Origin of the sequence: Oceanobacillus sp. FSL K6-0127 (genome assembly GCF_037983385.1) — a bacterium.
In the GTDB taxonomy this organism is placed as follows: domain Bacteria; phylum Bacillota; class Bacilli; order Bacillales; family Amphibacillaceae; genus Oceanobacillus; species Oceanobacillus profundus.
On the sequence record NZ_CP150287.1, the window covers coordinates 532639 to 545029 of the forward strand.

At 36.0% G+C, this 12391-nt stretch carries 12 protein-coding genes; 6 read left to right on the forward strand and 6 right to left on the reverse strand.

The genetic code is table 11. The features are described from left to right. Nucleotides 1–83: 83 nt before the first annotated feature. The 6 genes from MHH64_RS02500 to rpmH all read right to left on the reverse strand — a co-directional run bounded on the left by MHH64_RS02500 (nucleotide 84) and on the right by rpmH (nucleotide 4129). Nucleotides 84–707, reverse strand: a complete 624-nt coding sequence (locus MHH64_RS02500; protein ID WP_340002643.1) for a hypothetical protein — start codon at nucleotides 705–707, stop codon at nucleotides 84–86. 31 nt (nucleotides 708–738) lie between these two features. After that, the gene (locus MHH64_RS02505) at nucleotides 739–1608 is read right to left on the reverse strand and encodes a hypothetical protein (RefSeq protein ID WP_340002644.1); all 870 of its coding nucleotides are present in this window, start codon (nucleotides 1606–1608) and stop codon (nucleotides 739–741) included. A gap of 355 nt (nucleotides 1609–1963) precedes the next feature. Further along, nucleotides 1964–2578, reverse strand: a complete 615-nt coding sequence (gene jag, locus MHH64_RS02510) for an RNA-binding cell elongation regulator Jag/EloR (RefSeq protein WP_095313995.1) — start codon at nucleotides 2576–2578, stop codon at nucleotides 1964–1966. A 14-nt stretch (nucleotides 2579–2592) separates the two neighbouring features. After that, nucleotides 2593–3351, reverse strand: coding sequence for a YidC family membrane integrase SpoIIIJ (spoIIIJ, locus tag MHH64_RS02515; protein ID WP_095313993.1), 759 nt, complete (start codon nucleotides 3349–3351; stop codon nucleotides 2593–2595). Nucleotides 3352–3441: 90 nt separating this feature from the next. Beyond that, nucleotides 3442–3783 carry a ribonuclease P protein component gene (rnpA, locus tag MHH64_RS02520; protein WP_251659714.1) on the reverse strand — a complete coding sequence of 114 codons (342 nt, stop codon included), beginning with the start codon at nucleotides 3781–3783 and terminating at the stop codon, nucleotides 3442–3444. 211 nt (nucleotides 3784–3994) lie between these two features. Then, nucleotides 3995–4129, reverse strand: a complete 135-nt coding sequence (gene rpmH / locus MHH64_RS02525) for a 50S ribosomal protein L34 (RefSeq protein ID WP_011067894.1) — start codon at nucleotides 4127–4129, stop codon at nucleotides 3995–3997. A 943-nt stretch (nucleotides 4130–5072) separates the two neighbouring features. Here rpmH and dnaA point away from each other — a divergent pair. The 6 genes from dnaA (at nucleotide 5073) to gyrB (ending at nucleotide 12342) form a co-directional block, all read left to right on the forward strand. Continuing rightward, a complete protein-coding gene (dnaA, locus tag MHH64_RS02530; protein ID WP_095313991.1) occupies nucleotides 5073–6416 on the forward strand; it encodes a chromosomal replication initiator protein DnaA in 1344 nt (447 codons plus the stop codon). A gap of 290 nt (nucleotides 6417–6706) precedes the next feature. Continuing rightward, nucleotides 6707–7843, forward strand: a complete 1137-nt coding sequence (gene dnaN, locus MHH64_RS02535) for a DNA polymerase III subunit beta (RefSeq protein ID WP_251659713.1) — start codon at nucleotides 6707–6709, stop codon at nucleotides 7841–7843. Nucleotides 7844–8414: 571 nt separating this feature from the next. After that, on the forward strand, nucleotides 8415–8630 hold the full coding sequence (gene yaaA, locus MHH64_RS02540) for a S4 domain-containing protein YaaA (RefSeq protein ID WP_095313987.1): 216 nt from the start codon (nucleotides 8415–8417) through the stop codon (nucleotides 8628–8630). A 108-nt stretch (nucleotides 8631–8738) separates the two neighbouring features. Further along, a complete protein-coding gene (gene recF / locus MHH64_RS02545) occupies nucleotides 8739–9851 on the forward strand; it encodes a DNA replication/repair protein RecF (RefSeq protein ID WP_340002646.1) in 1113 nt (370 codons plus the stop codon). A 28-nt stretch (nucleotides 9852–9879) separates the two neighbouring features. After that, nucleotides 9880–10161 (forward strand): extracellular matrix/biofilm biosynthesis regulator RemA family protein, encoded by a 282-nt coding sequence (locus MHH64_RS02550; protein WP_095313983.1) that lies wholly within the window; start codon nucleotides 9880–9882, stop codon nucleotides 10159–10161. A 255-nt stretch (nucleotides 10162–10416) separates the two neighbouring features. Next, nucleotides 10417–12342, forward strand: a complete 1926-nt coding sequence (gyrB, locus tag MHH64_RS02555; RefSeq protein WP_095313981.1) for a DNA topoisomerase (ATP-hydrolyzing) subunit B — start codon at nucleotides 10417–10419, stop codon at nucleotides 12340–12342. Nucleotides 12343–12391 lie beyond the last annotated feature (49 nt).

Genomic DNA, 12391 nt, shown 5'->3' on the forward strand with positions numbered 1-12391 from the left:
AGAGGTTATCCACATGTGAATAACCTCTCGCTTTTTATTTTATCAAACTACGCTAGCTGTTGATGATATTGATTTTTTAATCTTTATCCAGCTATCAATTCAAATACTCTTTCATAAGCATCATAAATCTTATCTGCCTCTTCTTCTTGATGGAACTCATTCTGATATACATAAACAAACAAATCCATTTCATAAAAGTTAATCAGAATTGCTACAAATGCTTTTGGTAATGCATCCCAGGAGTGAACCTCCTTTAGGCTCGATTCCAGCTCTTGATATATTTTTTCAAATTGTTGCTCATCCAATCCCTTACCACTACGCAATTTTTCAAAAAAATAACCATCTTCATTTATATACCTGACTAATTTTGTAAAAGTCTGGTTCTCTTGAAGTTCTGCTTCTCCTGTTTCTTCCAAGCATTTTTCGATTGCTATTTTTATGTTTTTAGCTGCCTTCAGGATCTGTTCTGATTCTTCACCAGTATAATTAAGCGAAAAGTTATAGAGTTCACCATAAAGCTCAACCATCATTGTAGCTAATTCTTTTGGTATACTACTTACTCCTTTGTATTCCATTTTAAATAAAGTAAGCATTTCAACAACCTTTTCATACGCCTTTTCGTTAAAACCGTCCCCCATTCGAAGATCAACAAGTAAATTTAACGCTGATTCCTCAAAATGATGGATATGCTTATTTATATCACGCACACTTGTCACACTCCTATAAAAGAATCCATCCTTATTCTAGTAATTCAGATGGTCGACCTAATAGCTCAATGGCTGCAGCTGGAATTTCATATTCCACTAATAATTCTTGTGATGCATTGGCATATCTTCTAACCTTCTCCCAAGGTTCACCTTTCGAATTTACGAGATACTTGTCCTGAACTTTTGGATCTGTTAAATCATAATACATATTTGTTACCTTGCTTAAATCAATTTTTACGATTCGAAGATCATGAGCGCTGCCTTTATCCATAATGTTTGATGTTGCGTTTTTTAGTGCTATATCAAAACTTTTCGTTGTTGAAATATATTTTGACCCTTTGAAATTTTTCTTCCCGCCATTATTAACATGTCCAGCAATGGTTATATGCTCGCGTTCTGGAGCCTTTGCAAAAATTCCTTTCGTCGGATCCTCGTCTTCTCGTAATACGCGATAAACGATATTACCATTTGAATCTTCATCAATATCAATATCGTCGATTGTATCTTTTGCTTGATCAATTGTACCATTGACGTCATCTATTGCATCCGTCGCATCATCGTTTCCAGTGAACTCGCCGACAGCATTGTCAACTGTTGTAATTAATTCACTAATATAGCTAACAATGTTATCAAAAACTTCTTTAATATTCTCTAAAGCAGTATCAATCGTTTCTCCTACACCATCAAACCAGTCCGTAACCGTATCCCAATAAGTCTCCTCTATATCTGTTCCGGTCGTTGTGACAGAACTTCCTATGTAGCTATTCTCTAAATTTCCATCCGAATACATAGGAAAACTAAATTCCTCTGCCTTTATCGAGGAGGGCTGAAAAAATTGAAAAGAACATATCGATATAAATATTAAAAGTGCAATAATCCCCGGCAAATGGTATTTTTTCACCTTTTGGTTCCTCCTTAATTCTCTTTTCTTATCCAATAAGAAAATGGCTATGTCATTAGCAACTACTTCTTTATGCCATCTGCTCTTTAATCATGGAGAAATTGTTTTCGCTGTAGTTATATGTTATTTTTTGAATAAACTTACTATTTATCTCGTAGATGTTACATCAAATAAGCTGCTAACTTGATGAAAACCTTTAAATAATAGGATAACAAAATTACTTTATATACTTTTCCACATACTAAAAATACCACAGTGTCCGACACTGTGGTATAGCCGAAAAGAGCTAGTTTAAGTTAATGTTTTAGTAATATTTATGCAGAACCCCGCTAAAGAATGTCTTTAGCGGGGTTGTTTATGGTTTAATGACGATATGCCGATGTGGTTCTACTCCATCTGAATAAGTCGAAACGTCATTAATACCTTGTAATGCACTATGAATGATTTTTCGCTCAAAAGCCGGCATTGGCTCAAGTGCTACTTTTTTATTGAGACGCTTTGCTTTATCCGCCATTTTATGTGCCAAGGACTCGAGCGTTTCTTTTCTTCTGCCGCGATATCCTTCTGCGTCTAATACAACGGTGTAGTAAGCTTTTTTATCCTTATTAATTGCGAGATGCAATAAGTATTGCAATGCGTTTAAGGTTTGTCCACGTTTCCCAATTAAAATTGCAATGTTTGCACCATCCAATTCATAGGTCACCTGGTTGCTCTCAACAGTAGTCTTCACTTCAACCGAAAGATTCATATTGCCTGCTATTTCTTTAATTAATTTCTCAGTTTCTTTTATTGGGTTTTTAGCAATTGTTACTTTGACAACGGCACGTTTCGATCCAAAAATGCCGAGTACACCCTTTTTTCCTTCATCGATTATATCAATCTCTACTTGGTCCTTCGTGGTGTTTAACTGCTCTAATGCCGATTGGACCGCTTCTTCGACTGTTTGTCCACTAGCAGTTATTTCTCTCACTATTTTCTCCTCCATTACTTATTCGTCATCATCGGTTTGTTAATGAGAAGTGTTTGAACAACCATAAAGATGTTACCTGTTACCCAGTATAATGCTAACGCTGCCGGGAAGAAGAATGCCATAACACCAATCATAATTGGCATTACGTAAAGCATAACCTGCATTTGCATTGCCATTTGCGGATTTTGCTTGGATGCAGAATTTGTTGACATCATTAGTTTTTGTTGCAAGAACGTAAATGCCCCCGTTAAAATCGGCAAAATATAATCTGGTGAACCAAGTTCAAACCATAGGAAGTTATGGGTACTAATTTCGGCGGTACGCATAATCGCATGATACATCGCAATCAGGATAGGCATTTGTACAAAAATCGGCAAACAACCAGCAAGTGGATTTACACCGTTTTTCTGGAATAACTGCATCGTCTCTTGCTGCAGCTTTTGCTGTGTAGTCGCATCTTTCGAACTATATTTCTTTTGGAGCTCTTGAAGCTTTGGCTGAATTTCTTGCATTGCTTTAGAGCTTTTTAATTGTTTAATACTTAGTGGTAAAATCAATAAACGAATTAAAATTGTTACAATAACAATCGATAATCCGTAACCTTCATTAAAAATCTCAGCTATTTTAATAATTACCCATGATAATGGATAAACAAAAATCGTATTCCAAATTCCTTCACTTTCGGCCGTAACCGGTTCATTAATCTCCGTACAACCAGAAAGGATTGCCATTAAACCTACAAAGGTTATCAGCAAAAAAATCTTTTTACGCAATTTATTTCCTCCTTCATATGACCCTCATCACGCTCTACCTGTTATTTTATCCTAATTACACGTAAGATTCTATCTTTAAATAGATTTTTCCTATTTATTTAAAAGCCTCTCCTTATACAGTAAATGTGTCAGGCTTTTTTTTACTTCCTCAAGGCCCATATCCTTGGTTGGATTTCTAGCAATAATAACGATATCATAGGAGTTTTCGATATTACCCTCTAGATCCTGGAAGGCTTGTCTTAAGAAGCGTTTAATTCTATTTCGCGTAACCGCGTTCCCGATTTTTTTACCAACAGAAAGACCAATACGAAAATGCTCCTGATCTATCTTCTTTACATAATAGATAACAAGCTGTCGGTTAGCAAAGGATTTCCCATGTTTAAAGAGGTACTGAAATTCTTCATTTTTTTTTATACGAAACGCTTTCTTCATCTTTATCACCTTTATTTATACTCAAACACCATCGCCCGCAATAAATTATGTATAAAAAAAGCAGCTTGAATCACTGCTTTTCCGATCATTCTTCCGCTTCAGTTTACGTTCAAAAAGGAGGATAAAAAGGACCAAGAAGTTCGATGCGTCATTTTTATCGGACTTTTGAACATCCTTTAAAGCAGAAAAAGACCACTGACTTTTCAGTGGCCTATGCAGATAATACTTTTCTTCCTTTACGGCGACGACGAGCTAAAACATTACGTCCATTTTTAGTACTCATACGCGCACGAAAGCCATGTACTTTTTTGCGTTTACGGTTATTTGGTTGAAACGTTCTTTTCATTTATTCTGCACCTCCCCAAGGGATCCCTTTTAAATATCTAAATTAAAAATAATAACTTATCAATAGACAGTCCTTGACATTATACGAAAAACAACCATCATCTGTCAACTTAGATTTAAAAAATCTTTATCCACAGAGCCCGTTTATAATTATTTTAGGTTTTTTTTCTATCCACAACACCTATTTACAAGTTAAGCACAAAATATAGTAGTGTGGATAGTTATTATGCACAAGGTCTTGAATATGTGGATAACTATCCAAAAACCATTGCTTTATTCACTTTTATTTGATATTATATTTATGTTTTAACCTGTGGAAATCAAAAACAGCAATAAAACTTATTCACAATCTGTGGATAATATGTGGATAGTTGTTCACAGGGCATCGAATAACCTTTTCCACATACATGTGGATAACGTTTATAAGCAACTTTCTTCTTTATTATTCATATGGTTTACTATCCACAAGTCTCTCTATCGTAGTTATGCAAAAAAGGAAACTTTTTATTTTCCTGTCTGCCAAAATAGATTTCATATAACTAAATATTTTCTATTCGTATATGTCAAGATATGTTTTAAACATATATATGATATGCCTTTCCATCTTATTCAAGATTGAGAGAGGCTTTTTCTGTCATTTGCAAAAGCGTAAGCACGTGGTTAGCGGCGTACGGACTGCACCCCAACTTTTGGGTGGTTCGACCTGTCGAACATTCGTACAGAGACAATGTTAACTTTCACCACAAGGGTATAAGTGCGACTAATTCTCATGTATTAACAGTCGGCAAGTCTTCTTTAGCGTGTCATGAGGTGATGGAAGTCTCGCTAGTCGCTGGATGCTGGAGCTGGAGGTGGCTGTTTAGGGAACTAAGCTACTTACAAGATTTGAATTTTGTTTCCTAAAATAACATGTGTAAACCAATTTGAAAGGAGTGAGATTGATTTTGGAAAACATCGAAGAATTGTGGGTTGCTACGTTAGAGAAAATTGAAGAAAAAATTAGCAAACCCAGCTTTGATACGTGGTTAAAAAATACAAAGGCTGAAGCTATTGAAAAAAATACATTGATTATATCTGCACCAAATGAATTTGCTAGAGATTGGCTTGAAACACAGTATACAGAACTCATATCCGATATTCTTGGTGAAGTCACTGGTACAAAATTAAATACAAAGTTTATTATTCCTACTTCAAATATGGAAGTAGAAGATACAAAACAAGTGACAAACCAAAAAGCCGAATCCATTACAAATGATATGCCTAAATCTATGTTAAATTCCAAATATACATTTGATACATTCGTAATCGGTGCGGGAAATCGATTTGCTCATGCTGCTTCTTTAGCTGTAGCAGAAGCGCCAGCCAAAGCTTATAACCCACTCTTTATTTATGGTGGTGTTGGTCTTGGTAAGACACATCTTATGCATGCAATTGGACACTATGTTCGTGAGCATAATCCAAAAGCAAAGGTTGTTTATTTAACATCTGAGAAATTTACGAATGAATTCATCAATGCCATTATGGACAACAAATCCAATAGCTTCCGTAATAAATATCGAAATATCGATGTTCTATTAATTGATGATATTCAATTTATTGCTGGAAAAGAATCGACACAGGAAGAATTTTTCCATACATTTAATGCTTTACATGAAGAAAGTAAACAAATTATTATCTCGAGTGATCGTCCACCGAAAGAAATTCCAACATTGGAAGATCGCTTACGATCACGCTTTGAATGGGGACTAATTACCGATATTACACCACCAGATTTGGAAACGAGAATTGCAATTTTAACAAAAAAAGCAAAGGCTGAGGGACTTGATATACCAAATGAGGTCATGCTTTATATTGCAAATCAAATCAATACGAATATCCGCGAATTAGAAGGAGCGCTTATCCGCGTTGTTGCCTACTCCTCACTCGTTAATCAAGATATTGATGCCTCGCTTGCAGCAGATGCATTAAAGGATATTATTCCAAGCAGTAAGCCTAAAGTAATAACCATTGAAGGAATACAGGAAATTATAGCGGAAAGATACAATATTCGTATTGAAGATTTTGCAGCAAAGAAACGTACAAAATCGATTGCCTTTCCTAGACAAATTGCAATGTATCTTTCCAGAGAGCTTACCGATTTCTCTTTACCAAAGATAGGAGAGGAATTTGGTGGACGAGACCATACGACGGTCATTCACGCACACGAAAAAATTTCGAAATTACTCGAAGAAGATTCCGATCTAAATCGTGATATTGAAGATATAAAAGAAACATTAAAAACGATATAAGTCTCTTTTTTTGTTTTTCGACTTAGCTGTCCACATGTGAATAATGTTTATAAGTGTGCAAGCATATAAACAGGTTATACACATGTGGAAAACTTTACTGGTTTTGATGGAAATGCACTTATCCACATAATCACAGCGCCTATTACTATTATTACTGTTTTTTATAAAAATAAATATATATATAAATACATGTTCAAAAAGGAATAAGAAGAGTTAGAAAGTAAATCCGACATTTTTACCTAACTTTTGAACAATCTATAAAAGAACTTCCAAATTAGGAGGATATTTTCATGAAATTTATTATCAAACGTGATCGATTAATTGCAGGTATACAGGATGTCATGAAAGCAATCTCATCGAGGACCGTTATTCCAATTCTTACTGGAATGAAAATTGAAGCAAAACAACACGGAATTACACTAACAGGAAGTGATTCCGATATTTCCATTGAATCTTACATACCAGCAGAAGAAGATGATATGGTATATGTAGAGCAAATTGAGGAAGGATCTATTGTTTTACAAGCAAAATATTTCCCAGATATTATTCGCAAACTACCAGAGAATACAGTTGAAATTGAAGTTGATTCCAATCTGAAAGTTACCATTCGGTCTGGAAAAGCTGAATTTAATCTAAATGGTCAAGATGCAGAGGAATATCCACTATTACCTAAGCTACAAACGGATGATAGCTTTGAAATGCCAATTGATCTGTTGAAAAGTATGATTAAACAAACTGTATTCGCAGTATCCACAATGGAAACTCGACCAATTTTGACAGGCGTTAATTTGAAATTAGTTGACAAAGTTCTATCTTTTACAGCAACAGACAGTCATCGTTTGGCAAAAAGAGAAATCCCTGTAGCAGATGCTAACATTGCATTTCAGCAAGTTGTTGTACCAGGGAAAAGCTTAAACGAATTATATAAAATACTTGATGATACGGAAGAAACGGTTGAAATAAGTGTTACAAACAATCAAATTCTTTTCCGTACAAAGCATTTAAATTTCTTATCTCGTTTGCTTGATGGGAATTATCCAGAAACCTCTCGACTAATTCCAGAGCAAAGTAAAACGAAGATTCAAGTAAAAACAAAAGAATTACTCAATACAATTGATCGTGCATCACTTCTTGCAAAAGAAGAACGTAATAATGTCGTCAGGCTTTTTACACCAAATGATTCTGTCATTGAAATTTCTAGTAACTCACCAGAAGTTGGTAATGTCGTAGAGGAAATCGGCATCCAAGCAATGGAGGGGGAAGAGTTGAAGATATCATTCAGCTCGAAATATATGATTGATGCATTAAAAGCAATTGAATACGATGAGGTGATCATCGAATTCACAGGTGCTATGCGGCCATTTGTTATTCATCCACTGAACGAGGATTCAATATTACAATTAATTTTACCTGTTCGTACCTTCTAAAAAACTTAACACAAAAGCGAAGTGCCCTTCCAGACTACCATCGCAACGTCTTATCGTAGCAGTCTCGCTGGTCATTGGCACTTTGTGAACGTGTCTGTTTCGGCAACTAAGTTATACACAGCACTCAAATTTTAATTGCCTGACTGCGAAAAAAGCTCTAATAAGGGCTTTTTTTCGTTCATAGCAAAATATAAGCCCTTTTGCGCGTTTTTATGACAATTAGAGGTCTTACCTTCCCTTTCACCCAAAACTTTAGTAAAATAGGTATATAAGACAAATAAAAGGATGTTTACAGATGTGGAATCGAAATTTAATTTGTTTCTTTTCTAACATCGTATTTTTATCTCGTATTAAAAAACTGTAATATCCCGCCTCTTAGTCTAAGAACCAAAACCCGTGAAATGAGGATTAACAGTCCGTAACTTCTGATTCTGTTCAAAGGCCTGACTGTCTCCCGAATGATGCATTTCATGGGGGCAAAAGAAAACCTCTGCGGAATGAAGTTTCGCATTATCACATCATCTAAACAGATGTGCTTGTTTTAAAAAATCATAAGAATTTGGTGATGAACATGCAAGAAGAAATTAAAATAAATACAGAATACATCACTTTGGGCCAATTTATTAAGCTGACTAATATTTTGGAGTCCGGTGGAATGGTGAAAGCCTTTCTAGCAGATGTAGGTGTATTAGTAAATGGAGAAATAGAACATCGACGTGGGAGAAAGCTCTATCCAAAAGATGTAGTCGAAATAGAAGATGTTGGCTCGTATATTGTCGTAAGCTGATTGCATCCAACGCTACCCTGTTGATTAGAATTTAATTTTATTGGTCATTCATGCACGTGCAATGTGAATTTTTACCAATAAAACGAAGGAAAAAGAGGATTAATTTGCATGCACATTGAACAGCTTCAATTAACAAATTACCGTAATTACGAAAAATTGGATATCTCTTTTGATGATAAAGTGAACGTCATTATTGGTGAAAATGCACAAGGCAAAACGAACTTGATGGAAGCAATCTATGTAATGGCCTTTACTAAATCACATCGAACCCCACGTGAGAAAGAGCTTATCGGGTGGGACAAAGAATATGCTAAAATAGAAGGTAGAATAACAAAGCGTAATCATTCCATTCCCCTTGAAATCATTATTTCTTCCAAAGGAAAAAAAGCTAAATTAAATCGGCTCGAGCAAAAACGCTTAAGTGATTACATTGGGGCAATGAATGTTGTGATGTTTGCCCCAGAGGATCTAACGCTTGTTAAGGGGCCGCCCCAAATACGCAGACGTTTTATCGATATGGAGCTTGGTCAAATACAGCCGAGATATATTTATCATTTGGGACAGTATCAAAAAATACTGAAACAGCGCAATCATTTATTAAAACAAATGCAGAAAAAACGTACAACTGATTTTACAATGTTAGAGGTATTATCAGAGCAGCTGATTGAACATGCCTCCACATTATTAGAACGACGTTTTGTTTTCATGGATTTATTACGTAAGTGGGCTAAGCCAATCCATCATGGAATAAGCCGAGAGCTGGAAAACCTTGAAATTCGCTACAGTGCTACAATAGAAGTATCAGAAGATGCAAACATGGAAAAAATAGGTACTATCTATCGAGATAAATTTAAAGAAGTACAAGAAAAAGAAGTTGAACGCGGTACAACATTAATTGGACCACATCGAGATGATTTGATTTTTTATGTAAATGGAAAGGATGTTCAGACTTATGGTTCCCAAGGGCAGCAACGGACAACTGCACTATCCATTAAATTAGCTGAAATTGAACTCATTTACGGTGAAATCGGAGAATATCCAATTCTGCTTTTGGATGATGTTTTAAGTGAATTAGATGATTACAGACAATCGCATTTATTAAATACCATTCAAGGGCGTGTTCAAACCTTCGTTTCAACAACAAGTGTGGATGGAGTTCATCATGATACATTAAAACAAGCAGAGCTGTTTCGTGTAATAGACGGAAGTGTGGATAACTAATCTGAAATCAGAGGTGGAGTGTGGTACCGTGTTTATTCATATTGGGGATAGCAATGTAATTCAATCGGAAGATATTGTTGCTATTATTGATTATAATTTGGTGTCATCATCTACGATTATGGATGAGATGATGGCTACAGCACATCAGAAGAAACAGATAATTGGTCCGAAAAAGAACGCTAAATCAGTCATGATTACGAAGAATACAATTTATTACAGTTCTTTATCGGTTTCTACGTTAAAGAAAAGATCGAGCATGATTCGGGCGATAAATAAATTAGACGATTATTCGGATGAAATTGTTCCATAGGCACAAAAAAAGAACCCCCTGTTTTACAATGTATAGAGCAGATGCATATTTTCACTATAAGTATAAATATGCATGTGATTAAGCCTCTTGTGAAGCATGTATCGCTAGTCGCTGCTTCGGTACTTTATTTATCCGCAGCATTCAAATTGTACAGTTTCCTAATAGTAACAACCAACAGTGTATCTAAATTCACTGCTAATTATAGATGATTTTTTACCGTATTACGTGTACTTCAATAGAAATGAGTGTGAGAAAATGTCAATGGAAGACAAAATAACAGATAACCAAGCATATGATGCTGACCAAATACAGGTACTAGAAGGTCTGGAGGCCGTACGCAAACGACCTGGAATGTACATCGGATCTACGAGTGAGAAAGGTTTGCACCATCTTGTATGGGAGATTGTTGATAATAGTATTGATGAAGCACTGGCTGGATATTGTGATCATATTCAGGTCATCGTTGAAAAGGATAATAGTATTACAGTAAAAGATAACGGGCGCGGGATTCCAGTTGATATCCAGAAAAAAACAGGAAGACCAGCATTAGAAGTTATTATGACCGTTTTGCATGCCGGTGGTAAATTTGGTGGCGGAGGCTATAAAGTTTCCGGTGGATTACATGGTGTAGGTGCTTCTGTTGTGAACGCTCTATCTAAAGGTTTAGAGGTGCATGTTCATCGCGATAATAAAATCCACTTTTTAGGCTTTGAAAAAGGTGTCCCAATTGGGGAAATTGAAGTAGTTGGCGAAACCGATATTACTGGTACAATTACGCATTTTACACCAGATCCGGAAATTTTTACTGAAACGACTGAATATAACCTGGAAACATTAGAACAACGTCTCCGCGAGTTGGCATTTTTAAATAAAGGGTTAACGATAACTGTTGAAGACAAGCGAACAGATAGCGAGCCGAAATCGTACTTTTACGAAGGCGGAATCAGCTCTTACGTTGAATTTATTAATAAAAATAAAGAGGTACTTCACGAACCTTTCTATGCTGAAGGAGAAGAAGAAGGAATTGCTATCGAGGTTTCCATTCAGTACAACGATGGGTTTGCGAGCAATTTATATTCCTTTGCGAATAATATTCATACGTATGAAGGCGGGACGCATGAAGTTGGGTTCCGTAGTGGTTTGACTCGTGTGATTAATGATTACGCAAGAAAAAGTAACCTGATAAAAGAAAATGACACAAACCTTTCTGGAGATGATGTCCGTGAAGGGATGACAGCAATTGTTTCTGTAAAACATCCAGACCCTCAATTTGAAGGGCAGACGAAGACAAAGCTAGGAAATAGTGAAGTACGTGCTATTACAGATTCTATATTCAGTGAGTCATTCTCAAAATTCTTATATGAAAACCCGACAATTGCCAAAATAATTGTCGATAAAGGATTAATGGCTTCACGTGCACGTTTAGCAGCAAAAAAGGCGCGTGAATTGACACGAAGAAAAGGTGCTTTGGACGTTTCCAGTTTACCTGGAAAACTAGCAGATTGTTCGTCTAGGGATGCATCAATTAGTGAGCTTTATATTGTTGAGGGAGACTCTGCCGGTGGTTCAGCGAAATCCGGTAGGGATCGTCATTTTCAAGCTATACTTCCATTGCGTGGTAAGATTTTGAATGTCGAGAAAGCTCGACTTGACCGTATTTTATCCAATAATGAAGTACGTGCTATGATTACTGCCCTTGGTACTGGTATCTCCGAAGATTTCGATATTACGAAAGCAAGGTACCATAAAGTAGTCATTATGACAGATGCAGATGTTGACGGAGCACATATACGAACATTATTATTAACGTTTTTCTATCGTTATATGCGTCCATTAATTGAACATGGATATATTTATATTGCACAGCCTCCATTATATCAAGTGAAACAAGGGAAAACACAATACTATGCTTACAATGATAAAGAATTAGACCGTATCTTAGAAGAAATACCAAAGGCACCAAAACCAGGTATTCAGCGGTATAAAGGTCTTGGTGAGATGAATGCAGAGCAACTATGGGATACAACAATGGATCCGGAAAAACGTACACTGCTTCAAGTTGAATTATCCGATGCAATCGACGCAGACCAAGTTTTCGACATGCTTATGGGAGATAAAGTTGAACCAAGAAGGGTCTTTATCGAAGAAAATGCCCAATACGTTAAAAACCTGGATATCTAAACGGAAAGCGAAAGCGACTGTTTAGAAATGAAAGGCTAGCAAGGCCCGA

Coding starts and splice junctions, on each gene's coding strand:
- recF (WP_340002646.1), top strand. CDS start 8,739: ATGCACATTGAACAGCTTCAATTAACAAATTACCGTAATTACGAAAAA.
- gyrB (WP_095313981.1), top strand. CDS start 10,417: ATGTCAATGGAAGACAAAATAACAGATAACCAAGCATATGATGCTGAC.
- rpmH (WP_011067894.1), bottom strand. CDS start 4,129: ATGAAAAGAACGTTTCAACCAAATAACCGTAAACGCAAAAAAGTACAT.
- yaaA (WP_095313987.1), top strand. CDS start 8,415: ATGCAAGAAGAAATTAAAATAAATACAGAATACATCACTTTGGGCCAA.
- dnaN (WP_251659713.1), top strand. CDS start 6,707: ATGAAATTTATTATCAAACGTGATCGATTAATTGCAGGTATACAGGAT.
- rnpA (WP_251659714.1), bottom strand. CDS start 3,783: ATGAAGAAAGCGTTTCGTATAAAAAAAAATGAAGAATTTCAGTACCTC.